Here is a 25242-nt window from a genome sequence, read left to right as displayed (position 1 = left end):
TGTTGTTTCTGTGATGCTGCTGTAGTTAGGCGTATCTGTTTAGTGACCAAGATAAGCCATTTTGATTTCATCGGAATCGGCCAATTCCTTGGCGTCTCCTTCAAGTACTACCCTGCCTGTCTCCAGAACATAGGCACGGTCGGCGATTTTGAGCGCCTGATGTGCATTCTGCTCAACCAGCAGCACAGTGGTTCCAGCGTCATTGACTTCTTTGATGATTTTGAAAATATCCTGGACCAGCAGCGGCGCCAGCCCCATGGACGGTTCATCCAGCAGCAGCAGCTTGGGGTGACCCATAATCGCCCGCCCCATGGCAAGCATCTGCTGTTCCCCGCCGGACAGTGTTCCGGCCTGTTGCTTCTTACGTTCCAGCAGACGCGGGAAGGTATTGTAGACTCTCTGGAAGTCAGCTGCCAGGCTGCTGGAATCCTGCAGATAAGCACCCAGCTCCAGGTTCTCCTCAACGGACATATTCGCGAAGACACGGCGTCCTTCAGGACAATGAATCAGCCCTTCCTTAACAATCGCTTGAACACTTTGATTGACAATCGATTTATCCAGGAATTCAATACTTCCTGTCTTGGGTTTGAGCAGCCCCGAAAGCGTCTTGAGCAGCGTTGACTTGCCGGCGCCATTGGCACCGATCAGTGTAACGATCTCTCCCTGCTTCACGTTGATGCTGAGATCCTTCAAGGCATGAATAGCTCCGTAATAAACATTGATTCCTTGTACTGTAAGCATAGTTCTACGCCTCCTGTCCCAAATACGCTTCGATAACCTTCGGATTATTCCGGATTTCCACCGGAGTTCCGTCAGCGATAAGGATACCGCGGTCCAGGACGTAAATCCGGTTGCAGACACCCATAACCAACGACATATCATGCTCGATCAGCAGAATGGTAAGGTCGAATTCTTCACGGATCCAGGCAATGAGATTCATAAGATCACGTGTCTCGTTCGGGTTCATCCCGGCCGCAGGCTCATCGAGCAGCAGCAGCTTGGGTCCGGCCGCAAGCGCGCGGGCAATCTCAAGGCGGCGCTGGTTACCATAGCTCAGATTGCTGGCTACCTCTTGACTCTGATCGGCAAGATTGAATATTTTGAGGATATCCATCGCCTTCTGAGTGATTTCGTCCTCTCCTTTGAAATGCTTCGGCAAACGGAGCATAGAAGAGAACAATGAGTGTTTCGCATGCTGATGAAAAGCAATTTTGACATTCTCCAGCACAGTCATAGCCGTAAATAAGCGGATGTTCTGGAACGTACGGGCGGCACCCTTATGGTTGATTTTGTAAGGCTTCATCCCGCCAATGGATTCGTTATTTAGAAGAATGCTGCCCGATGAGGGTGGGTACACCCCGGTCAGCAGATTGAATAATGTTGTTTTGCCGGCGCCGTTGGGTCCGATCAGACCGATCAGTTCACCTTTATCAATATGAAGGGAAACATCACTGACTGCCTTAAGTCCGCCAAAGGATCGGCTGGCCTCCTTAACGTCAAGGAGCACTGCTGCCTTCGATTGCGTCATTTGCCTTAGCCTCCTTTTTGCCGAACTTGCCGAATGAGAATTTGGTTGTGCCCAGCAGGCCGCTTGGGCGGAAGATCATCATCAGGATGAGCACAATGGAGTAAATAATCATGCGCCATTCCGGGAATTCACGTAAGTAGGTGTAGAGCAGGGTAACAAACACCGCTCCGACGATGGAACCAGCCGTGCTGCCAAGTCCCCCGAGAACAACCATAACGATAATTTCAAACGACTTCAGGAAGTTGAAACTGCCCGGAGTGATTACGTAGAACGTATGAGCTGACAGCCCGCCAGCAATCCCGGCAAACAAGGCGCCGATGGTGAAAGCGATAATTTTGTAGCGTGTCGTATTAATGCCCATAGCCTCTGCTGCAATTTCATTCTCACGGATAGCAATACATGCCCGGCCGTGTGTAGATCTAATGAAGTTATTAATCAGAACCACAGAAATCAGGGTGAAGAAGAATAACATCGTCCATGTTGTTTTGGCAGGAATACCACTGAGCCCTGAAGCCCCGCCGACGAATTCTGTATTCAGCATGATAATCCGGATGATTTCACCGAACCCCAGTGTGGCGATGGCAAGATAGTCACCATTAAGCCGGAGGGTAGGCATTCCGATCAATACGCCGAATACCGCTGCCAGGAGTCCGCCTGCAATAATGGCTGGAACGAATGGCACGTTGTAGTCAAGGGTAAGGATCGCCGAAGTGTATGCGCCTACGGACATAAATCCGGCATGACCAATGGAGAACTGCCCGGTAATCCCGGTAATCAGGTTGAGCGATACGGCAAGCATGATGTTAACACCAATTAGAAGCAGCATAGATTGGTTCACATCACTTAGCACTCCCGTTGTTAGAAGAACTTTAACGACTCCATAGAACGCAAGGGCAACGATAATGCCCATCCAGAACTTTTTATTTATATTTTTCACGGTAGTTCCCTCCTACACTTTCTCCCGGACATTCTTGCCAAACAGTCCGGATGGTTTAAAGATAAGGATCAGAATCAGTACCGCGAATGCCACGCCGTCACGCCATGAGGAGAATCCGAGTGAAGAAATCTCTGTCTCTACCGTTCCCAGCAGCAACCCGCCTACAAGGGCACCAGGAATACTTCCGATTCCCCCGAGCACTGCAGCTACGAATGCTTTGAGTCCAGGCATAACGCCCATCAAAGGATCGACTGAGTTATACGTCATTCCAAAAATGACTCCGGCAGCCGCAGCGAGCGCTGAGCCGATTGCGAATGTAGCTGAAATGGTGCGGTCTACGTTGATCCCCATCAATCGCGCCGCTTCCACATCGAATGATACTGCCCGCATCGCTTTACCGGTTTTGGTATAACGGACGATATACTGCAGGACAAGCATTAGAATAATCGTTGTTAGCAGAATCATTATCTGATTGGATTCCACTTGGATGGAAGAACCGAACAGATGATATTGCTTCTTCTCCATAATGTCCGGGAAGCCTTGAGCCTGAGGCCCAAGAATCAATACTCCGGTATATTCCAGCAGGAAGGATACACCAATCGCAGTGATCAACGCGGCAATCCGGGTTGACTTGCGAAGCGGCTTGTAAGCCAGACGCTCTATTGTGATACCGAGCAATGCGCTGATGGTCATCGAAATGATCAGCGACAAGAGCAGGACAACGATGGGCGGCAATCCGGCATTCGCCAGATATTTGGCACTGTAGAGTCCGATGAACGAACCTACCATAAATACATCGCCGTGCGCAAAATTGATCAGTTTGATGATACCATAAACCATAGTGTAACCAAGGGCGATCAGAGCATAGATACTGCCTACGGAAATCCCGTTAATTAGTTGCTGAATGAAGTACTCCATCGCCATCCCCTTTTCCCCATAATAATCAAAATTCCCCTTTCTCTGCCTTGCCTCTCTTTTATTTCTTTATGATGTCATTTATATTAACACAAGGGTTGGGTGTCGTCACTAATTTTTATGTGAATTAATATAAAATTCAAGATTTAATGTTATGTTACATAACATGGTATGTGTAGTATTCGGTAGGTTTTTGTTAGTTTTCGAAAAATTCGTAGAAAACGGGAGTAAAACAGAGGATTTTAAAGCAGGATAGTTTTAGGATTTGTTTCCTTTTCTTATACAATACTTTATTTTCACGCAATTAATATAACATTTGTCTCTTTACAGCATCACTCCTTCAATTTATTAAAGGGGTAACGGGTTGAACCAGCAGACTTTTTGTCGTTATTTGTCTAGAAAGCAAATAAGCTGGCACCTCTTACACCGCGAGGTCCAGCTTATTGGCCTGATATAGTCTGCAGACCGTCTAACGTTTAGTCCAAATAAACTGCCTTACCCGTCTGTGCAGATTCATAGATAGCCTCCAGAATCCGGGAGACTACATAAGCCTGTTCAGGAGTCACGACCGGATCTTTATCCTCTTCAATGGCTTCAATCCACTTTCTCAATTCCACATCTGTAGCCTTCTCTGTTTTTCCTTCATAGAAAGCTACTCCTCCGGCATCGAGCTCAATTTCATTCGTGTACAGCTTACTGTGCTTCTCCCCGTTAATTCTGAGACCATTCTTCATATCCGCACCCGCTTCCGTTCCGCTTAAGCTGCACTTGGCTTCATCCACGTCAAGCGAATTAAGCGCCCAGCTCGCTTCCAGCGTAATCGTTGCGCCATTCTCCATCACAATCATCCCGAAGGCAGAGTCTTCCACGGTGAATTTCTTCGGATCCCATGGCCCCCAGGCATTTGCAGCCTCTTCTTTCCGGGAAAGCTCATGGTATTTGGTACCCAGTACGACCTTCGGTTTGTAGTTGTCCATCATCCAGAGCGTCAGATCAAGCGCGTGGGTTCCAATATCAATAAGCGGGCCTCCGCCCTGCTTCTCCTCATCCAGGAAAACACCCCAGGTCGGAACCGCTCTCCGTCTGATGGCATGCGCTTTCGCATAATAGATATGGCCAAGCTCCCCTGCTTCGCAAACCTTTTTCAAATATAAGCTGTCTTGTCTGAACCGGTTGTCATAACCGATCGTCAGCTTCTTGCCTGTACGTTTCGCCGCCTCGGCCATACGCTTGGCATCTGCCGCTGTTTTGGCCATTGGCTTCTCACACATCACATGCTTTCCCGCTTCTAATGCCGCAATAGAGATATCTGCGTGCGCATCATTTGGAGTAAGCACATGAACGATATCAATAGATGCATCCTTCAATAATTCCAGATAATCCGTATAGACAACAGCATCCGCGTTTCCATATTGTTCTGCAGCCGACTCCGCCCGTTCCTTAATAATGTCGCAAAAGGCAACTACTTGGACCTTATCCTGTCTGCTCAAGCTCGGAAGATGCTTCCCGTTCGCAATGCCTCCACATCCGATAACTCCAACACGATACACTTTGCTCATATCCTCTCATCCTCACTTTTAATTTATTTTTTTGGACTTGCGGTAGGCCGCCGGGGTCATCCCGAGCCGCTTGCGGAAAACCGAATGCAGATAGGTCGCATTGGTAAACCCTTCGGACTCAGCAATGTGTTCTATCGGCAGGTTGCCAGCTTCAAGCTTGCTGCATACGGCCTGCAACCTTATCTCTTCAAGAATCCGGCTGAAGGTTTTATCCGGATCGATCTGCTTAAATATTCGCTGCAGCTGCCTGGAGCTGATATTCAGCTTCTCAGCCACATTCTCCAGGGTCACAGTTGCTGAAGAATTCGCTTCCATGTATTGAATGGCATATTGATAGCGGTAGGTCAACATATCCCGGACCGGTGCCGAAGTTCCCATCCCGCCTGCATCATAAGCTCTGGTTACCTTCAATAAAATACTGATCACGAGATGTTTAATAGAAGTATAATATCCCGTAAGCTTGCCGTCGCAGGCCTCATAAGCTTCGAGAAAGCATCTCATAGCCCTGTGATAATCCTGCGCAGGTACAGGGGGAAGCTTCCTCAGCTTCTCAACGCATTCCTCGGCTTCCGCAACCTCCCATGAATCCGCATCTTCTCTGAGCTTTTCCGCAATATTGACATGCAGACACAACTCATCCATCGCCTCTTCCGGGTCCGCTTCCTGACGATGCATCACTCCCGGTCCGGTTAAGTAGAGCATTCCTTCCGATAAAGGATACCGCTGATCGCCAAGAATGACCGTTCCCTTGCCCCGCGGAATGAAATGAAATTCAAACTCAGCATGGTTGTGGAAATCAATGACCTTTCCCGGCGGAAAAGAGGTCAAATGAAACCGGAGAACAGAAATTTCATAATGTCCCCACAGGATTGAAATATCCAGTCTTTCAAGCATATCCTGCTTCTCAAACATAATCCCGAAGGGAAAATGGCTCATTGTAATCCTCCTGCTTAAGCTAAGCTCTTCATGGATGAGTGATCAGGCGTTCAATTCGGCTAACCGGATAACACGGCCTGCCTTCGCGGAGAGATTCGCCGCCTCCATTAACCTTGTAAGCTCAGTTGCGATTTGAATATTCTCGGCAGCAAGCGTGTTGCTCTGAATGTGGTTGACCCATTGTTGAAATGCACTTTCCCGGTGGCCTTGCAGAGGCATATCTATCCAGGAATCCCCTTTGTCTGGCGCTTTAGCACTTCTAACGAGCAACTTCTCTTCAGGCGTTCCGTATAAAAGGGTTCCTTCCGTTCCATGCACCTCGATCGTAAACGGTGAGTAGCTATTCACGAACCCGGCTTCCACCACACCAATAGCCCCTGAACCGGTATAAAGCGTTGCCACCGCGTTGTCTTCCACTTCCTTACCCGTTACATATCCAAAGCTCGCGCTTACACCGGTCACCTCTTGACCCAGAAAGAGCCTGGTCAGGTACATGGGATGACAGCCAAGGTCAATTAAGGCACCGCCCTGGCATTGCTCCAAGCTAAAGAAATGCTCGGGAAGCCAGCTTGCAGTTGCACCATTATGAGATAAGCGGACTCTGACATACGTTATTTCTCCAAGCAGTCCCTGGTTTAGAATTTCTTGAACCGATAAAGTATAACCATCATTTAGACGCGGGAGGGAAACCGTTAGCTTCACCCCATGCTCCGAGACTTCTGACAGGATTTCATTGACCTCACTCAACGTTGCAGCCACAACCTTTTCGGTGAAGATGTGCTTGCCGGCTTGGGCAGCCGCAATGATGACCTCCCGGTGCAAACAGGTTGGCGCGTCGACAATAACGGCATCTATATCCTTCCGGGCAAGCAGGTCATCCAAGGAATCAAAAAACGGAACATTCAAGCTGTCTGCAGCCTTCTTGCCGCGCTCCGCATCCTCGTCCCACACCGCAGCGATTACAGTATCACTATGCTCCTGAGCCTGCTTCGTATAATCCCAGGCATGCACATGCCAAAAGCTGATTTTGCCAATCCTAATGCTCATTCTCTTGCACCTCCATATATATTATTCTGACATTACCTATAAGGTATCATATAACATGCAGGTTTTTTAGTAGATAAATGCGACAATAACTATATGTAATTACGACATCAAAAGGGAAGCTGCATCGTTCAATGATCCAGAACGACCCGACTGGATGCATGCAAAAAAGGAGCTCAAAATGAGCTCCTTCTGTATTAATTATACGGAGAGAGAGGGATACTCTCACTGCGCGAGAGATTGCGAAGAATCCCTAACGAAGCTTATGCTCCAACGAACCACTGAGGGTTCTCATCCCTAACAGGGAAGTATATCATACGGAGAGAGAGGGATTCGAACCCTCGCACCGCTTACGCAGTCTAACCCCTTAGCAGAGGGTCCCCTTATAGCCACTTGGGTATCTCTCCAAGTAATGGCTCCCCGAACAGGACTCGAACCTGTGACAACTCGATTAACAGTCGAGTGCTCTACCAACTGAGCTATCAGGGAACATTAACATGAACAAGGAATAATTTATCATGATTCTTTAGGTTAGTCAAGCTTAGCGAAAGAGATTGTAAGAACGTTTTCAAACTAGACAAATTTCCTTGGGACTACACCCATTCTCCGTCCAATGGTACAGCGACACGGTTAAGCAGTTCCTCTTGTTCAAGGCGGAGCTTCAGCAGTTCACGGGTAACGTGGCAGTGGTTAATGGCATCCATATGAACGGCAATCACGGATGCTTCCGGGGCTGCATGGCATACATCCACAATATCCTGTTCATTCATAGTGATATGTCCTCCGCTTACGAAGCTTGCCCCACCGGCATTCACGACGATAACTTCCGGGTGATAATCATCAAGTACCTGCCGGACTTCGCCGCACCAGATGGTGTCTCCCGCCAGGTACAGGTCGGGTTCTCCTTCCGCCTGGAATATGAAACCGGAGACTTTGCCCATTCTCTCTCCGATCTCTCCCGTTCCATGGCGGCCATCAGTACGCGTCAGGGTTACTCCACGCATAGAAGCTGCCGCACTGTCTTTAATCTCTGTAACATGGGCGAAGCCCTGCGCTGTAATTTTCTCTCCATCTCCCTCCTGGCATAGTACCGGAAGCTCATACGACAAAAGCTCCGCCGCCGCTGCATCCCAGTGATCCTGGTGGAGGTGGGTCACGAGCACAGCATCCGGCTCCAGCCACTGCTCTACAGGTCCCGGTAAAGGAACCAGCGGATTCCGCTGCTCATTCGTGGTATTTATAATTGGCGGATTGACTCCCTGTGCACTCAGCATCGGATCAACCAGAAAGGTTACGCCGCCGTATTCCAGCCATAATGAGGCGTGACGGATCAGTTGGATTTTGATAATAAACACCTCTTTCTTATACTTGTGCTTGGGTTCTGCTACAATTAATTATAAATCGGCCGCAGATAAGAATACATTGTGCCGCGAAAGAGATTAGACTGTTCTACTTTCACCCGGAAAGGAAATTACACTTATGACACCCTACCTCATTGACGATACGGATTACCGCATCTTACAGCTTCTAATAGAAGACTCTACATTAAGCCATAAAGATATCGGAGCTGAGGTTCACCTGACCGGCCAAGCCGTTGGCGCGCGTATCCGCAGAATGCGGGAGCTGGAGATTATTGAAGGCTACACCATCCGCTGGAACCCGCTCCGGATCGGGCAGAATATGCATGCTTTTATTACGGTTTTTCTCAGCACTAACGCCGCTCATCTGCCCTTCCAGAACTTTGCGAAGAACCATAAGAGTGTCGCGGAGCTGTACCGCATCAGCGGGGAGGGCTGTTACTGGATGCGCGTACGCACCGTGAATCAGGAAGCGCTGACCGCTTTTCTCGATGAACTGCTGGGATACGGCAATTACCGGGTCAACCTGGACATGGGCAAGATCAAGTAGTTCTGTGGCAGGCTGAGAGGAGGCAGAGCGAACCTTTTGGCAGGAGTGCGCTCCTTGCTTGAATTAGTTGGGGCTCATCTCTGTTTGCCCGCTCAGCCGACTTTGGGTGAAATTATAGCTACTCTTCCTATAGGAGCGGGATTGCTGGAGAATTGTTACCTTCAGATCCGGGATTGTTGTACTTTTTGCAAGATTTTTGGCGGTTTGGCGGTTGTGAACCCACATTGTTGTACTTTTTGCAAGAATTCTGGCGGGTTGGCAGTTTCGAGCCTCAAATTGTTGTATTTTCTGCAGGATTTCTGGCAAGTGAGTAGTTTTGAACCATACATTGTTGTATTTTCTGCAAGATTTCAGCCGTCTCGCACCTCTCCGTCCCTCCAATCTTCCGACTTTGGGCGATATATTAAACACACTTCCGCACTTCCCTCACTCCCTTCTGGCAACTTCGGCTAATTCCAACACATCCGCGTCTCTTCCCCTCCATTCTGCCGACTTTCAGCTAATTCAAAGACACGTCTGCGCTTCGATTTCCTCTTAGTCCACTTCCTGAGAATTAAAAGCACTGCCGACTGGCCTAGATAAAAATAAGCCGCCGCGAAGGAAGACGGGGAAAATCCCGCGTTCCTTTGCGGCGGCTTGTAGTTCGTTAAGCCGTAACAACTAGCGGCTACTCGTTCAGCAGCTTGCCGGCACGGAGCAGGCGGGTCAGAATAACGGCGGCTTCTGCACGGCTGGTGTTGCTGTCCGGTGCAAAGTATCCGGCGGATTGGCCGTTCATAATGCCGGTGGCGGTTAATGTGTCTACAGCTTCCTTAGCCCAAGCAGAGATACTGGCAACATCCTTAAATGTGCCTGGCCCCGGCAGTGCTGACGCAGAAGCTGCTTCATTAATTGCTGCATTGGCGTGAAGCAGCTTCCAGGCTCTGGCGGCCATGACCGCCATCTGCTCTCTGGTGACGGGCGCATCCGGACGGAAGGAACCGTCCGCGTAGCCTTGAACCAGCCCCAACAATACGGCGGTCTCCGCGTCAGCGGCGTACCAGGAGCTGGCAGGCACATCGCGGAAAGTGGCCGCTGCAGCTGGTAGAGCATCCGGCTGCAGGCCAAGCGAGCGGACCAGCATGGACGCAAATTCCGCCCGGCTGACGGTGCGCTGCGGCGCAAAGACACCGGCCGACTGGCCGTTCACAATCAATCTGCTGGCCAGCAGATTGATCTCATCCTTGGCCCAGTGGGCGGAGATATCGCCGAAGCTTGCCGGATTCACGGCAACGGCCATTATACCTCCGGCCAAGCTGCTCTTAACGGTAACCCGGGTCACACCTGCCCCGGATTCGAATACTGCCGGAACGTAACGGAAGGTTCCGTCCTTGGCATTATAGACCAGCGCCACTGCTGTCTTGACGTCCATTACTTCGTTAATGGTGAATGTACGCTCGACATGTACAGTGCCGAAGCTTCCGGCCGGAACTGAGGTCTTGCCGTCCGTAACATTCAAGGTGAAGCCTGCCGGCGTTCCCTTCACCTTATAGTTCTGCTTGCCTGCAGCGGCAAGCAGCCCCGCAAGCTCCGCGCCTGTCTGCGGCGCGAGCTTGAACTCCAGCGTTCCATCAGGCAGCTTCGCAGCCTTCAGGACGCTGTCTGCCAGGGCCAGCGGGAGACGGTAGGACGCGTCCCCGCTCCGCACCACCAGCACAGCGTCTGGACTCGCCGCTGCCGCTGCCCGCAGAGCAGTCCCGCTGAAGCGTGCGGTACCTTCTGCATTAGCCGCCACTTCAATTATCTTCTGCCCGGCGGCAACACTCTTAAGCTGCGCATCGTTATTAGCCGCAGGCACAATCACGGGCGCCGGGGTAGCCGCAGGAGTTGCCTGCGGGTTCGGGTTCGCATTCGGACTCGGAGACGCCGTCGGACTTGGAGCCGCAGTCGTACTCGGAGTCGGACTTGCAGCAGCAGTAGGACTCGGACTTGGAGTTCCCGGATCGACAGGGTCTACGGGGTCAACTGGGTCAGCGGCCGATATCACAAGATCATACACTCTTGTGCTGCCAAGGGCGGACACGGTAAAGGTAGTGTTCCCTTTAGCAACTGCCCGCAGCTTCCCTTCTTCCACAGTGGCAAGGCTGCTGCCTGCAATACTGATGACTGCCTGTGCAGTGATATCTGTACCCTTCTGATCCAGCACCTGCAGCTTGGAGCTGGTTCCTTCTTGTAATACCACAGGTCCGGTCTGTCCATCCCCAAGCTTGATCGAGAATGGCTTGACGCTGCTTGCGATACCTTGATTCTTCTCCAGAACCGTAAATGTTGACGAGGTGTTCGCCACCAGATTCATCCGCTCCCCGCGGATAATCAGGTTATCGGCCAGCAGACTGCCTCTCATCTCCTTCGTAATCTCTACTCCGTTAGTGCCTGCTCCATCGATCACGTTATCTGTTAGGGTGATTCCGTCCATATTCAGATTGCCGTGGACGATGAGTCCGGAATAGGTGCTGTCCAGCGCGATGTTATTGCGGATCAGCACATTGCTGTTGATGTTATTTTCCCCGGTATAGAGCCATATTGCCCCCAGATTCACACCATAGCCGGAATCATAGCTGCCGGTACGCAGCAAGGTATTGCGCTCCACAATGGTTGTGCCCTGGAACGGCTCTGCGCTGAAGCGTGTAGATACGGCAATCCCCGCTCCGTTCGTCACCGTGTCCTTCACAATATTGTCCTGGATCTTATTATCCTTGCCGCCGAACACGACGATATTATCAGCCAGCCACGGCAGAGATACATTGTTAAAGCGTGCCGTATTATTGAAGCTTGGCGTCCGCTCGCTGCCGTTGACATCATTCAGCCCGGCATCGGTGAAGGACCACATGGCGATACCATCATCGCCCGGATAGCGGATATCGCTCTGCTCCATCATGCTGTTCCCTGTACCTACAGCGAAGTTGATCCCGTCCGCCATCAGGTTGCGGATACGCAGGCCGGCCATATAGAGGCCATTGGTGCGCGCCTTCTCACCTTTGGGCTGGGTCAGCCATAAGCCTGCTTTGGTATGCTCAATCCATACATTCTGAATGACCGAACCTTGACCGAAGGCGCCGTGAAAAGCATTCGTAACCGCCTCATCGTCGCGCACGTTAATGCCGCCCTCAATCAGCAGATCGTATACTCCGGTCTTGCCGCCGTGCCCGAAGAACTTGGCGCCGTTCAGCGTTGTATACCACATGCCTGCGCCGCGGATCTCCGCATCGTCCAGATCCAGCAGTCCGCTGCCGACATTGAAGCTGCCTTCCGGGAACCAGACGCCTGCATCCTGAGCTCCGGCTGCGGCAAGTGCCGCCTTAAATGCAGCAGTATCATCGCCATCATCCCCGGCAATGGCTCCAAAATCAGTGACAGACAAGAACCCCTCAGGCTGAGCCAGCGCAGGTGCAACCTGCTCCATGTCCGCCAGATCGATTACATATGAAGCAGCATGATCATCCGCGCTTTTCTCTAGGCGGATTACTGCTCCTGCCGGAGCCTCACCGATCAGCGCATGAATCTCGTCATAGAAGCGGTGTCCGCTGCCTTGACGCGGGTCATTCGACCATGGGTAGCTGCCATATTCCCAGGCGTATTTTGACGTGAGATTAAGCACCCGGCGTTCCCCATTCACGAAGAGCGACAAGGTTTCTTCTGCTCCCGTCCCATCCGGACTGTCCGGTATGGAATAACGGAGTACGATAGAATTCGCAGGTTTGGCCAGCGTAAACTCCACATACTCACCGGTGTTCTTCAGGATGACTGCTTCGCGTCCTGAAGCCTCCGAAGCCAGACTGCGGTATTTCCGTGAAGGCGTGACCTGTGTTCCATTCGTAACGGCATCCTCCGCTTCATAGCTGATATAAGGAAGCGTAGCTCCGCGGTAGGTTTTATTGATGCTATCTTTGACAGTCAGGCTATCGATTGTGATCCCGCTCAATGACGCCTCTGCGCCACTGAATGAAACCGTATTGATTCCTGTCCGCAGGTCCAGCGTAAGCTCAGCCGTCTGCCATACGGAAGCGGAGGCTCGGGCAGCAAGGCTTACAACGCCCTGCTTAAGACCATTGACCCAGGTCTCCAGCTCAGCCGCAGCGGCGGAAGCATTCCGGTAACGGAGCACAACGTCGTATTCCCCCGCTACATCAGCATTCACGGCAAACCGCAGCACCCCGTCCCCATGGAACGCCTCTTGCCCGGCATACACAGCATCTTGAGGTATAGGAACAAAGCTCCACAGAGCGTCCTGCGCTCCAACCGCCCCTAGCTGAACTCCTGCGTCCCCATAAATAAGCGCAGATTGCTTATCCGCACTTAACAGCAGCCGGTATCCCAGCTTATCCTGGATACTCCACTGCGAATCTTCCTTGTCACCGGAATCCACAAGGACAACAGCGCCCTCCTGATCGCGCGCAAGATAATGGCCCGTCTGAACGTTCATCACCCGGTTCCGCCCGTTGAAATCCTGCACCAGCCATTGCGCCTGGGCGGGACCTCCGGAAGCATCGGCATAAACCAGCTTGCCGTCCTTTTCCGCCACTATCGTGCCGTCCATTCCTTGCGGTGCGATGGTAATGATATTCGTGTCGTTCTGAACCGGTGTAGCCGTATCCGTGTTTCCGGCTTCGCCTTCCGGCATGTTGAATTCTTGCGGTGCAGCTTCGAGTGTCCATTGCAATGACGCCTCAGTGTCCAGCAGCAATGCGCGCTCAGCATATCCCGTCTTATTCTGCAAGTTGATGTACTCATCGTTATATTCACCGTAGAGACTGCGGATGGTGTAATGCTTGGCATCTGCAGCGAGACTGACATCCCATGCTGAAGCGCCGGTATCTGCCGGATCACCGCCGGTACTCTCCAGGAAGGAGTAATCACTATTCAGAGTAATATAGTGGCCCGTGGCACGATTCACGATATATTGCTGCCCTGCATCCGTAACGATACTCCAGTGCGAGTAGCCGTTATCTGAAGCAGGCTGGCCGTATAGGACCACGCCGTGTTCGTTCTCATACAGGTAATCTCCGGTGCCTGCATTTTTGAACCGGACTGGGGCGACAGGAAGAGGTGGTACCGGTTCGTAAACCGGCTCAGCAGTAAACTGCGCACTGTCCCTGACGGCAGCATCCGCAGCCTTGCTAATCCGGATTACCGGATAGCCGTTATCATCAGCGGCACCATACAGGTAATGTCCTGCCCAGGCACTTTTGAAGGTAGTACGTCCGGTTTCCTGTATATCAACTATCCATCTGATGCTTGCCCAGACGTCATATACCGTCTGCTCCGTCCGGACGGGGCCTGCGGGCTCTTCCTGTTCAATGACCGGTGCCAGACTCTCCAGGGAAATGTACCTTCCGGTGCCTCGATTCTTCAGCTTGACCGCTCCGTTACTGCCGGGTATGTCGATCAGCTGCCAGACGAAGGAATCGTCTCCGGGAATAAGCTCTCCGTACGTAGCCTGACCGACTGTGGGATCAGCAGCACCGCCACCCGCACCAGCAGTTGCAGTATCACCTGCATCCGGAGCGAGCAATGCCTCTTCCTCTTTAGCAGCCTTCTCCGCTATATCCTCCAGGTCTCCGCCCGCCTGATCCTGCGGATCATACACATCCGTTGTAACTGTCGCATCATTAACCGGAAGCGTAACCTTAAGCACAGGGGCAGGAACAGCATCATCTTTAAAATACTGATCTACTCCGTTCACTCCATCCAGCTTGAAGCGGAACAAATCATGTCTCTTCTCGGTTACGAGTACGAACTTCCACTTGGGACTGCCCCAATCGGGATTGATCACCCCGTATTCGGCATATTTGGTCAGATTCTGCAAAGAAATATACTTCAGCGGACGCTGGTTCGGCTCCTTATCCAGCACACTCGCGATCACATACGTGCTGTCGCCGGTATTTCTGCCGGTCCAGATGTACGCCGGGTCCACATTATCCTTACTGCCAAGCGGAGCCACTGAAATATGGCCATCCGGCATCTGCGCTACATTCATGTAGTGGCCTGTTTTTTTATTCTGAAAAAGCTTGCGGCCGTTGTACTTCTCAATCAGCCACTGGTCTGACCCATCCTCCTGCATATTGCCGTATTTCAGCACACCGTCACTGCTCTCATACCAGTAGAAGGACTGCCAGGTATTCTGAATCCGGTAATAATGAAGGGAGCCGTCTGTCGGGACGACCGGATCAAGCAGCTGCCACTGGGCAGACAGCGAGCTTGCATCAGAGCCTGCGCCGGCATGTCCGCCTCCCAGCAGAGACAGATAGTTTCCCGGAGTCCCTACATTCTCAATCGTCTGGTAGTCATCATAATCATCCGATTCATTGAAATCCCACTGATCGGAAGGCAGACTACTATTCATCGTCACGGCAGCAGCCGCACCATCCGCATAGTTAAGATAATGTCCGGTGGCTGCATTGCGGATGCGTTTATGGCCGTCATAGTCCTCGGCGTACCACAGGTATTGACTCTCATCTGCTGCATCCGGGGCGATAATCCCATGCTGAAGCTTCCCGCCCGCAGCTTCATACAGGAAATCGGTTGCTACTTGCGCATCGGTATAGGTGGCAATCCGCACCGGCTGCAGCTCGCTAACCGTGACGATCCGCCACTGCGCACTTGGATTGCCTCCCCAGCCCGGCCAATTGTTGGAGCGCACATCGCTGTCACCGTCATACTGGGGATTGAGCCATAATGCATTCCCTTCATCGGTCAGACCCTGATTGCGGAAGGTTACAAGCCCTTCCCCGGAGGTGCCCGGCGCCGGCTCTTGGACCCACTCACTCAGATTTGCTTTGGCCGGATCAATCTCAGCCGAGAAGACCCCATACCAATGCTCTTCATTCTGCTTGATGTAGTGTCCGGTCGCCCGGTTGCGGATCAACAGTGTCCCGGAATCTGTACCCGGTTCCAGAAACCACTGTGCTGACTCATTACTGAGCGGCTGTGCACCGTGCTGTACCTTCCCCTCATTCTCAAACATGACATTGCCCGGGCGCATCACACTTTCGATCCGGACAGGCGCTGCATTCAGACTCACAAAAGCCCACTGCGGACTCTCAAACGTAATGTTGATATCCGCACTGGCCTGGGCATAACCCAGCTGATTCTCCTCATGGATGACCAGCTTGCTCTCCGGAGCCGTTGCACTGCGGATGACCATATAGCCGGCTCTGTTTGAAGTATCTATCAGCCATTGGTCAGCGGTGCTCCCCCCGCCCGGGGCAGCAGCTGCCTTGAGTGAATCCTCTTTGCCTGCATTGCCTTCAAGCGTAATGAAGTGGCCGGTCTTCACATTCTGAATCCGTGATGAGCCACCCTCTGTGACCACATTCCAATGGGAAGAGGTATCCACCGGGTTAGTCATTCCGTAGCGGACAACGCCTTCGCTTGTCTCATACAAAAAATTGCTCTTCCACTTGTTCTTAATCAGAACAGTACCCGCTGGAATTTGCACTGCGCCTGTTCCCCCGAGGCCGTCTGCGTAGACAGAATTCCCGGCTCCCGGCAGACCCAGATTGGGAAAAATAAGCAGCAACGCCAGCAGACCCGCAATCACGGACCTGAATCGTTTCATAAGTGCGCCCCCTCTAACTAAAATGGACTTCTTTTCCATCTTAGTTTGGTAACGCTTACAAAACGATGTGTGATTTTATCCATCCACAGGTGTATTTGTACGTACATGCTTAAGGCAAGCTGCAGCCGCTACAATTGACAAAAGCTCAGGTTCGCAGGATAGTTAACTCATTCAGCCGCCAAGTTGTCCATACTTGAACGGATGGAACTAATTCTACGGAGGCATTCATGAATAACAAGATCGAACAACCCCGAATCCCGGAACCGGAGCTATTGCTGCCGCAGCAGATTCACTCTCTGTCTTCCAAGGACGAATTCAGCCGCTGCCTCATTTCCGGAGCGCTAATTGAATACCAGGATGCTGCCAGAGTGTCCTTTGATAAGGTTATTTTCAAAAATGTAACGATCACTGAATCCTCTCTGCACGGCATTGAGCTAACCGATGTCATCTTCGATCATTGTGACCTGTCCAATGTCGATTTCAGCGATGCCTTCATGCATAGGACAGAATTCAGGGATTGCCGTTTGATTGGCACGGACTTCACGAGAGCGAGGTTTCAAAATGTATCGGTGACCGGGTGCATCGGGGAGTTCGCGGTGTTCCGGTTTGCTAATTTCAAAGGTGCATCCTTCGAGCGCAGCTCGCTGATCAGCGCCGATTATTACCAGTCCATCTTAAGCGGCCTCTATTTCTCGGAATGCAATCTGGATCAAGCCACACTGGCCGGGTGCAAGCTGAAGGATATCGATCTGAGCGATTGCGAGTTCACCGGCCTCGTGGTTGACCTCCAGGATCTGGACGGCTGTGTCATCTCGGCGGAGCAGGCGGCTTCTTTCGCCGGACTGCTGGGCCTCGTGATTAAATATTAAGTAGCCGGACCCGCACCTGCCTCCAGGGTGACCAGTTTCAGCTTGCCCGAACATTTCCCGCAGCGGTAACGCTTCGGATCGGCTCTGCGCTTACGCGGATATTCCATGGCGCAGGCTGTGCAGACCAGCTTGTACCGGTAAGGCTGCGGTTTCCGCGCCTTGTCTCCCGGCAGTGTCTGGCAGTAGCGGCTGCCCCCGACCCGGGCGAGCAGTGTTTTGAAATCGGCATCCCGGTGCATATATCCCCGCTTCGCCAGATGCAGATGGTAATGGCAGAGCTCATGCTTGATGATTTTCTCCGTCTCCTCCCGGCCGTGGATGGCAAGCTGCTGGGGATTGATCTCTATATTATGGCTTTTGGTAAAATATCGTCCGCCCGTTGTCGTAAGTCTGCTGTTAAAGCTGGCTGTATGCCGGAAAGGCACGCCGAAGCTGTTCAGTGACACCTGCTCGATCCACTGCTGCAGCTCTTCGTTGCTCATACTTATCATAGCGCTCCTTCACGGCTCCTCTCCTTAAGGAATTAAGATCTCTACTTGAATTGTAACTTGCCCATAGGCTACACTGTCAAGAAGGAAGACAAGTCCGGAGGGAGAATGAGTTATGCCGAAAATGCGGTATGTAATTTTGCAGCAGGATCAGGAACTGCAGTTCGTGGAGATGCCGGAGGAGTATGCTTACCAGCTGAGCGCCCTCAATCTTCGCCTGAATAAAGAAATTGACAAGCTGACTGCGGAGAATGTACCCGGTCTGCCGCGGGCGATTGCCGAGTGCGATTCCCTGGAGCTGCTGCGTGAGGAGCATCACCTGGAGTCCGGGCTGGCATATATCAACCGTCTGGAAAATGCTTTTGCCTCTATACAAGAGACTGAGTATCCGCTGATCTCGCTATTAACGGAAATCCGCGCGCTGCAGGCCCAGCTTGAGCAATGGTATGAAGAGGAAGAGGAAAGTGTGCAGTAGCTGGCAGTTATATGATGGAGCTGTACGGCTAATTGCCACATGTAAATGAATGCTGCTGCCGCACCTTTGGGCGGCCTTCCCCATATGCTATCTGTACATAGGATGCATGCCAGAGGAGGGGTACCCTTGCCGCAGTGGCTTTGCCAACAGCTCATGAAGGCTTATTTCAAGAAAGACCGCCGTCAGATCAAACTGCTGAATGAATGCTGGTTCTTTTACCGGAATTCTGCCGAAACCCGTGAATTCATCACCAAAGACGTATAGGTATTATTCCGGATTATATCCGTAAGCGCCAAAAGGGAGTGACCGCGCAGCCGTAGAAATCATGGCTGTGGGGCACTCCCTTTAACATATATATCCGGGCCGGATTCTGTTGCTTAGAACATCGGGAATACATACTTCACCAGGAAGAACAGCAGTCCAAAAATAATGATGATATACGCGGCATATTTAATAAAGGTGGATGCGACGAGACTGGAATCCGATTTCTTGTGTACCTCTGTCCGTTCGACCTCAATGCTTCTATCCTTGGTATTCGGTTCCATCTTCAATCTCTCCTCTCGGTTCGTTAGCTGTATGTCTTCCATTAACCCCCGTGTTTCGGACTGAAACAAAAAGAAACGGCGCCGTCCTAGGGACAGCATCCGTTTCTGCGGGAAATCAGCTTTTAGTCAAAACTGCGTTGGCCTGGCCAGGAGCCCTGCAGCTTGCGGACCAGTACGATCTGTCCGGTATGGTAGGAATCATGCAGAATCAGACTCATCACTTCTTCGCCCGGTGCATGTCCGGAGCCGCCCCATTCATAAGCACCTTCCTCAAGGGCCACAATAATCTCCCGCAAAGAGGCATGAACGGACTTCAGCTTGGCAACTGCCTGGTTCCACGCCTCTTCCCCGCTCTCCGTTACCGTAAACGTAGCATCATTGCTCTCAAGATCAGGCAATTTCTCCAGGCCCTTAAGCTTGCGCAGCAGACGTTCCTTATAATAAGTCAGATGATTGACAGTCTCCCAGATTGAATTGCCCGCTGCCCCCTCCGGCTTCCAGCTTGCCTGTTCACTAGTCACCCCTTCAAGCGCGTCTTTAAGCGGCGGCTGCCAATCCTCAACATCCATCACATAATCCCAGTTCTCCACCAGAACATCGCTAATCTTATTTTGCATATTTCACCCTCCTAAAAGTTTTGCGGAGCCTATGCACCTCGAGTTTCTTCGCAGTAAAGCAGGCTTCGAAAGCATCGGCTTCGTTTCTCGGAGCATTCGCTCCCTGATTACAGAGCTTAGAAAATCCGAATTTCGTAACGGTTAAACAACCTTAATGAAGGTTACATTAGAAATGTAGCATATTTGCCGGAGCGCTTCAAGTAACTAGCAAAACTTATTTTTAACTGTTACAATCAAAGGAAACATCGTGGTGAAAGGAAAGATGCAGCTTGCTGTGGGAGGATTTCATTAACAGCTACTGGCGGAATTGGCGGACAGGCGACCGGAGCAAGGACCGGGATAGGCTGGATGAACCGGAGTGGCTGGCAGAATGGCTGGCGGCACAGAAATTACCTGCGGCAGGACCGATTCTGCCGGTTGAACTGGAGCGGCTGAAGCAGCTGCGCGGATTATTATGGGACGAGGTACAACGGCTGGTGCAGGGACAACCTACGGAAAGCGCTCTGCTGGAACAGCTGAATGTATATATGAGCAACGGGCCTGTTCTGCGGAAAGTAGTCTGGGGTACCGGCGGCGAAGCCGGGATTTCATTGCTCCCCCAGCGTGCAGACTGGGAGCAGATTATGGCGGAGATAGCCGCTTCTTTTGCCGCGGCATTACTGGAGAAGGAAACCTCACGCTTCCGCATCTGCGGAAATCCCGACTGTCTCTGGGTCTATTACGACGATACCCGCAACCGCTCAAAGCGCTACTGCGACGACAAGCTCTGCGGGAACCTGATGAAGGTCAGACGGTTCCGGGCGCGCAAGAAGGCTGCGGAGGATGAAGGGAATCTGCCGGACTAGCATTTAGACAGACTGCAAATGCCGGGTCTCCTGAAGCGGAGTCAATGTTGTGTTTTTGCCTGATTTTTTGGCAGTATAGAGCAGTTTATCCACTTCCTCAAACAGCTGTTCTTTGGTGGCTCCTTCGGAGTAGCTTTTGAGTCCGATACTGACGGTCACTGCAGTATTCTCCAACTCTTCATGTAGAGTCTCCGACAGTTGCTGACGTACCCTGTCTGCCAGCTCGTAGGCTTCTTCGGATGTCTTCTCAAAGAACAGAATCGCAAATTCCTCGCCCCCATAACGCGAGGCAATATCCGCTGGAGAGATATTGTCTTTAATCACCTTGGCGACCCGCGCCAGCACTGCATCGCCGATACGGTGGCCGTATTTATCATTAATCCGCTTGAAATTGTCTATATCAATCAAAGCCAGATGAAACGGCGCTCCCTGATTCCCATACTCCAGCGCTTTGTCGTAGAACTCATGGAAGGAGATATGATTGTACAGGCCGGTCAGCGCATCCGTAGTGGACAGCTTGCGGATCACCGCATTCTCGATCATCAGATTCTGCTTGGCCGTCAGTGTCGCTTCCAGATCACTCGCCAGCTCCCGCCCGTTAATAATAATAATACTGGCTACCAGCGTACCCACCAGCAGAAATAGCGGAATGGCAATCAGATCGAAATCATTCAGATAATATTTGAACCAGTAATCCCAGCGGTAGAGAATGAAGAACGCAGCCGCCTGCAGGGCAGACGTAAATAAGGTCAGATCCAGCCGGAAAAAGATCGCCGACGCGAAAATCGGCAGCAGCATCAGCGCCCCGATAATCCGGATATCCATATTGAGATGGATAATCATCATGGCAATAATGGTCCCGGACACAAACAGCAGGACAAAGGAATATTTTGGCGCAATCGCATCAACGAACTGGGTCAACCCGACAACCGCACTCATCAGCAGCGTCGGATACAGCAGGACATCATAATAAAATTCATGCGGGCCCATTGGGTATGAAAGAAACAGAAAAGCCCAGAGCTGCGCAGCAAAATGCAGAGCAATTACGAGCCAATAGGTACGCAAAAAACGCTTGATCCACTTGGCCTGCCGCTGTGCGGAAGTATCCGAGGGGCCCATGAAATCTCTTAATCTCAATCCATTCACCCGCTGCATGTAGATTTGATCAACACATTTCTATTATTTTAACATGTATGGATCTGGTACGATACTCACTTGTGGGATATGTACTGGATTTTTTGGGGTTAATGCGTCTATATATAGTGAGGGAAATCGCGGCATGGGCTACTTGCTGTCTATTCCTTATAGTTTCCACAAATTCTGAGGTGCGAAGGACCCGGGGATTTCGTGGGAGCTTGGCATTCGCACCAGCTCTTAGAGCCTATCTTACTCTATTGCTTTTAATCTGCAAGCGACCGGAGCTAGTTATGAAGCCTGTATAGTTTTTCAGACAACTATTTCATTGAATTCCAAATTACAAACAGCCCAACCCGCGCATCGCGTAAGGTCCGGCTGTTTGTGGTGTCTCGGCTTATTGATCAGCGTCCTCAGGCATTCATCAGCAGCTGGATACGCTCCACATCCTGGCTGTATTTTTTGGCCAGTCTGGCTTTGCCGAGGTTGGATTTCACGATTTTTTGCATCCGTTTATCTTCGGTCACAGCGAATTTAGCCAGCATCCGGAAGCCTGCCTCAGGGGCACGCTCGACGAATACGCTGAGTGCATACTCCAGACCTTTGGACAGGACGCGGAAATCTTCCGTACCATAGCGGGTCTTCCCCTCAGCAATCTCATCCAGGATGTGCTCCGACAGCTCCAGAGCATACAAGACATGGGCAGCATCCTTCAGCATGGGCGGATGGGCCAGCGTCGCTACGAAAGCCCGCTTCTCCAGCGCACTGGCCTTGCCCATCATCGCATCGAACAAGCTTCGGAGCGCTCCAAAGTCCTGTTCTCCGATTCGCTGCAGCGCCATCGCTGCCGCTTCACGCATCCGCCAGCGGGAATCATTCATGGCTGCTTGACAACGCTCCAGAATGATCTGCTGCCTCGAAGAATCTGCATAGCGGTAATAGGTCCCCATCGCCTGCAGCGCACAGAAAGGCAGGAACTCACGGGGATCATCCGTCGGCGCATCCGCCTCCGCTCTGCTGCTCCATTCGGCAAGCAGCTCCCAGGCATCGCCGGTTACCCAATCCGACCCGAAGGCATCTGCGAATGTGGAGGCCGCCCCCAGATTGGCCCGCGGACCCGGCAGATTCGACTCGCCGAGCAACCGCTTCTCAAGCTGCTTGAATTTCCCGGCGTCCTGAAGATCCTCATAGAAAACGTTCTTGGTCACTTTGCTGTTCATAGTACCCCTCCATCATTTTGGAAAAGCAATTTTGATATGTTCCTCGCAAAACTCCTTACATACATTGTTGCCCCAGAACAATCCTTCAAAACGTGTTAGAGCAATAGTCTCCTCACGAATCTCCACCAAGCCTGCCTTTACAAACTTATCGAACAGCTCAGGAAAATGTTCCTCCGGGAAGGTGCCAAATTTACGGCGGAACAGTTGGCGGTCAATCGCAGTGCGGCGCAAGCCCATCGCCAGGAACTGGTTGGGCAGATCCTCCGGCGTCACCTGGTAGCCTAAGGAAACCGGCAGCTCTCCTGATGTAATTTTTTTCACATACTCCGGAAGCAGCTTCACATTCTGATAAGCATAGCCGCCCACTTCGCCGAATGCCCCCAGTCCGACAGAGAGCAGGTCCAGATGATCGTCAAAATGCTTACGGCTGTAAATATGATGTCCTCCCGGCTGCACGAAATCATAGGTGGATTCGACCGCGTAGCCTTGCGACTCCAGATAACGGCAAGCCTCGTAATACATCTGCTGCTCCAATGCAAGATCACCGCAGGCCGGAAGCTCGCCGCTGGCAATGCGTTTGGCGAGGCCGAAGCCGGGAATGATCTTCAGCGGGAATAACGTGACATGACCGATTCCAAGCTCCACCACCTTCTCCAGATCCTCCAGCCATTCCTCCATGCTCTGACCCGGCAGATTGTACATCAGATCCAGGCTGACATTGGATATTCCGGCCTCCCGGGACTGCTGAATGGTCCGCAGTGAATCCTCGCTGGTCTGAAGCAGTCCGAGGCGTCTCCCCAGCTCATCATTGAAGGTCTGAACGCCCAGACTGATTCGGTTGACGCCAAGAGCAAAGAGCAGCTTCAGCTTGGCTGCGGTAAATGAGGCGGGATTCCCCTCAAACGTGATTTCTTCAATATTGTGCATGGGGAGTGTGGCCTGCAGCTGCTCAAAGAGCGCCATGATCTCTTCCTCGTCCAGAACGCTTGGAGTTCCTCCGCCAATATAAAGCGCCTCCACGGAGCAGTTGCGGATCTGCGGCGCCGAACCGTACATCTCCAATTCGCGGAACAGCGCGGTCAAATATTCCTGGCGGGCTGTCTGCTCATTGAACGCCTTGGGATACGGGCAGAACGGGCAGATGGAGTCACAGAACGGAATATGTACATATACAAGTTTAGAGCTTGGAGCGGCATGATTCAAGTTCATCATGGACGGCAGACGTTTGCTGTCCTCCGGGGTAACCGGAGAATTGCCCATGGGATAGTGGCCGATCCCTATCTCCCGGAACGGGTATACAGGCTTGTTCATTCGATCAAGTCCTTCCTCCAATTGAATTCATAAGCATATCCTTATAGATGTGGCGCGATGCTGCCAAGACCTTGGTAAGAAGGGCGTCACTGTAATCCTTGGACTGATAGAACGCGGGAACCAGCAAGTTATCATTCTTATGGATAACTTGCTCCTTAAGGGCGATATGGTACAGTGCCGTATGAGGGTAGATACGAATCCCTTGACTGGCCAGAATATAGACGGGATTCAATTGGTTGACCAGTTGTACGGTCTCTGCCATGGTCTCCTCATGCTCTCCCGGCCCGCCGAACAGCAGCGACACCGAATATGGGATCTGATACTGCTCCAGGAGGCGTCCCAGCTCCAGCAGCTGCTCCGGGTGGAATTGCTTGCCCATCCGCCTGAGCATCCGCTCAGAACCTGAATCTGCCCCGATATCCACAAAGCGGCAACCGCTTCTCTTCAGCAAGCGGACCAGTTCCTCTGTAATATTGGCCGGGGTCAGGGCACAGCTCCAGTCCAGTGAAGTGCTTGTGCGGCCGATCAGCCCGCAGAACTCCATCGTATCATCCACATCATGATTGAAGACGCCGTCTACAAAAGTGATACTGTTCACTTGATAGTCTGCCTGCAGGATCTTCATGTCTTCCATGAATTGTTCCGCAGGAATCCGGCAGCCGCCGGAATTCTTATAGCCCTCTGAGCAATAGATACAGTGCCTGCTGCAGCCTCTGGAGGCCTGATAGCCCATGGAAGCCTTTTTGATGCGGGGATTCGGGATAAAATACTGCGGGGAGAACAGCGTCTTGGCGGGAATGCGGCTGTACACCGGATGATAGGCAGGAACCGCAGTAACTACCTTGTCTCTGCCTGCGGCCTGCCCCCGTTCAAGTTCATGGGCCAGCCGGACAGCCTCCGTCTCACCGCTTCCCTTAATCCCGTAATCCGCCCCCAGCTCTTCCACCAGTTCCTCCGGCATTACAAGCATCGCGGCTCCTCCAAGCAGAACCTTGGCTGAGCTGCATGTACGGCATACCTTCATTACTTCTCTTATAAAAGGCAGATAGCTCTCCGGCTGCTGAATCACCTGATTGTCGATGTTGCGCACAGACAGGCAGATCAGCTCCGGTTCAAACACCCGCAGTTCATCCCGGAGTGCCTCAAACGGTTCAGCCATAAAGGCCATATCCAGAAAACGGGTCTCGAAACCGGCAGCCGTCAGAGCCGAGTAGACCATCCCCGCCCCAACCGGAAGAACCGGCATCGGCTTCTTCAGGGTATTCGTAGACACTACCAGTATTCTCATGATTACGCTCCACCCTGTCTCCCTAT

At 51.9% G+C, this 25242-nt stretch carries 21 protein-coding genes and 2 tRNA genes; 5 read left to right on the top strand and 18 right to left on the bottom strand.

The window, feature by feature from the left end; all coding sequences use genetic code 11:
* Positions 1-39 precede the first annotated feature (39 nt).
* The 10 genes from GC101_RS14450 to GC101_RS14405 form a co-directional block, all read right to left on the bottom strand.
* Positions 40-741 (bottom strand): ABC transporter ATP-binding protein, encoded by a 702-nt coding sequence (locus GC101_RS14450; RefSeq protein ID WP_042134260.1) that lies wholly within the window; start codon positions 739-741, stop codon positions 40-42.
* Between the two features lie 4 nt (positions 742-745).
* The gene (locus GC101_RS14445; RefSeq protein WP_171717811.1) at positions 746-1528 is read right to left on the bottom strand and encodes an ABC transporter ATP-binding protein; all 783 of its coding nucleotides are present in this window, start codon (positions 1526-1528) and stop codon (positions 746-748) included.
* Positions 1497-2465 (bottom strand): ABC transporter permease subunit, encoded by a 969-nt coding sequence (locus tag GC101_RS14440; RefSeq protein WP_171717810.1) that lies wholly within the window; start codon positions 2463-2465, stop codon positions 1497-1499. Before GC101_RS14440 ends, GC101_RS14445 begins: the two co-directional genes overlap by 32 nt.
* A 12-nt stretch (positions 2466-2477) precedes the next feature.
* Positions 2478-3383 (bottom strand): branched-chain amino acid ABC transporter permease, encoded by a 906-nt coding sequence (locus GC101_RS14435; protein WP_039296535.1) that lies wholly within the window; start codon positions 3381-3383, stop codon positions 2478-2480.
* A gap of 473 nt (positions 3384-3856) precedes the next feature.
* The gene (locus GC101_RS14430; protein WP_042134256.1) at positions 3857-4939 is read right to left on the bottom strand and encodes a Gfo/Idh/MocA family protein; all 1083 of its coding nucleotides are present in this window, start codon (positions 4937-4939) and stop codon (positions 3857-3859) included.
* Between the two features lie 18 nt (positions 4940-4957).
* Positions 4958-5875: a helix-turn-helix domain-containing protein gene (locus tag GC101_RS14425; protein ID WP_171717809.1), complete on the bottom strand. Its 918-nt coding sequence runs from the start codon at positions 5873-5875 to the stop codon at positions 4958-4960.
* A 42-nt stretch (positions 5876-5917) separates the two neighbouring features.
* Positions 5918-6922: a Gfo/Idh/MocA family protein gene (locus tag GC101_RS14420; protein ID WP_171717808.1), complete on the bottom strand. Its 1005-nt coding sequence runs from the start codon at positions 6920-6922 to the stop codon at positions 5918-5920.
* A gap of 315 nt (positions 6923-7237) precedes the next feature.
* Positions 7238-7326 (bottom strand) — tRNA-Ser (locus GC101_RS14415).
* 6 nt (positions 7327-7332) lie between these two features.
* Positions 7333-7408 (bottom strand) — tRNA-Asn (locus tag GC101_RS14410).
* A gap of 104 nt (positions 7409-7512) precedes the next feature.
* The gene (locus GC101_RS14405) at positions 7513-8265 is read right to left on the bottom strand and encodes an MBL fold metallo-hydrolase (RefSeq protein ID WP_171717864.1); all 753 of its coding nucleotides are present in this window, start codon (positions 8263-8265) and stop codon (positions 7513-7515) included.
* A gap of 133 nt (positions 8266-8398) precedes the next feature.
* On the opposite strand from GC101_RS14405, the gene GC101_RS14400 reads away from it, so the two are divergent.
* The gene (locus tag GC101_RS14400; protein ID WP_171717807.1) at positions 8399-8827 is read left to right on the top strand and encodes an Lrp/AsnC family transcriptional regulator; all 429 of its coding nucleotides are present in this window, start codon (positions 8399-8401) and stop codon (positions 8825-8827) included.
* 667 nt (positions 8828-9494) lie between these two features.
* Here GC101_RS14400 and GC101_RS14395 read toward each other — a convergent pair.
* Entirely contained in the window at positions 9495-16424 is a 6930-nt protein-coding gene (locus tag GC101_RS14395) for an S-layer homology domain-containing protein (RefSeq protein WP_171717806.1), read from the bottom strand.
* Between the two features lie 227 nt (positions 16425-16651).
* Here GC101_RS14395 and GC101_RS14390 point away from each other — a divergent pair, with 227 nt between their 5' ends.
* Complete coding sequence (locus GC101_RS14390) at positions 16652-17293, top strand: pentapeptide repeat-containing protein (protein ID WP_171717805.1); 642 nt, start codon at positions 16652-16654, stop codon at positions 17291-17293.
* On the opposite strand, the gene GC101_RS14385 is transcribed toward GC101_RS14390, so the two are convergent.
* On the bottom strand, positions 17290-17775 hold the full coding sequence (locus tag GC101_RS14385; RefSeq protein WP_171717804.1) for a SprT family protein: 486 nt from the start codon (positions 17773-17775) through the stop codon (positions 17290-17292). The two genes, GC101_RS14390 and GC101_RS14385, sit on opposite strands and share 4 nt — an antisense overlap.
* Positions 17776-17896: 121 nt before the next feature.
* On the opposite strand from GC101_RS14385, the gene GC101_RS14380 reads away from it, so the two are divergent.
* The gene (locus GC101_RS14380; RefSeq protein WP_039296308.1) at positions 17897-18256 is read left to right on the top strand and encodes a hypothetical protein; all 360 of its coding nucleotides are present in this window, start codon (positions 17897-17899) and stop codon (positions 18254-18256) included.
* A 126-nt stretch (positions 18257-18382) separates the two neighbouring features.
* Positions 18383-18520, top strand: coding sequence for a cortex morphogenetic protein CmpA (gene cmpA, locus GC101_RS14375; protein ID WP_099052445.1), 138 nt, complete (start codon positions 18383-18385; stop codon positions 18518-18520).
* A gap of 113 nt (positions 18521-18633) precedes the next feature.
* Here cmpA and GC101_RS14370 read toward each other — a convergent pair whose 3' ends face one another.
* Together GC101_RS14370 and GC101_RS14365 are read right to left on the bottom strand one after the other, a co-directional pair.
* Complete coding sequence (locus tag GC101_RS14370; protein WP_167549522.1) at positions 18634-18801, bottom strand: hypothetical protein; 168 nt, start codon at positions 18799-18801, stop codon at positions 18634-18636.
* 122 nt (positions 18802-18923) lie between these two features.
* The gene (locus tag GC101_RS14365) at positions 18924-19418 is read right to left on the bottom strand and encodes a DinB family protein (RefSeq protein WP_039296306.1); all 495 of its coding nucleotides are present in this window, start codon (positions 19416-19418) and stop codon (positions 18924-18926) included.
* Positions 19419-19687: 269 nt separating this feature from the next.
* On the opposite strand from GC101_RS14365, the gene GC101_RS14360 reads away from it, so the two are divergent.
* Positions 19688-20263, top strand: coding sequence for a CGNR zinc finger domain-containing protein (locus GC101_RS14360; RefSeq protein WP_171717803.1), 576 nt, complete (start codon positions 19688-19690; stop codon positions 20261-20263).
* A gap of 3 nt (positions 20264-20266) precedes the next feature.
* On the opposite strand, the gene GC101_RS14355 is transcribed toward GC101_RS14360, so the two are convergent.
* The 4 genes from GC101_RS14355 to GC101_RS14340 all read right to left on the bottom strand — a co-directional run bounded on the left by GC101_RS14355 (position 20267) and on the right by GC101_RS14340 (position 25216).
* Positions 20267-21400: a GGDEF domain-containing protein gene (locus GC101_RS14355; protein ID WP_246354333.1), complete on the bottom strand. Its 1134-nt coding sequence runs from the start codon at positions 21398-21400 to the stop codon at positions 20267-20269.
* A 410-nt stretch (positions 21401-21810) separates the two neighbouring features.
* Positions 21811-22617, bottom strand: a complete 807-nt coding sequence (locus GC101_RS14350) for a hypothetical protein (protein WP_171717802.1) — start codon at positions 22615-22617, stop codon at positions 21811-21813.
* Between the two features lie 12 nt (positions 22618-22629).
* Positions 22630-23928, bottom strand: a complete 1299-nt coding sequence (gene hemW, locus GC101_RS14345; RefSeq protein ID WP_171717801.1) for a radical SAM family heme chaperone HemW — start codon at positions 23926-23928, stop codon at positions 22630-22632.
* A gap of 4 nt (positions 23929-23932) precedes the next feature.
* Entirely contained in the window at positions 23933-25216 is a 1284-nt protein-coding gene (locus tag GC101_RS14340) for a B12-binding domain-containing radical SAM protein (RefSeq protein WP_171717800.1), read from the bottom strand.
* Between the last annotated feature and the right edge of the window lie 26 nt (positions 25217-25242).

It is taken from the genome of Paenibacillus phytohabitans (assembly GCF_013141775.1).
GTDB lineage: Bacteria > Bacillota > Bacilli > Paenibacillales > Paenibacillaceae > Paenibacillus_AQ > Paenibacillus_AQ phytohabitans.
This window is presented reverse-complemented; position numbering and strand designations above follow the sequence as displayed.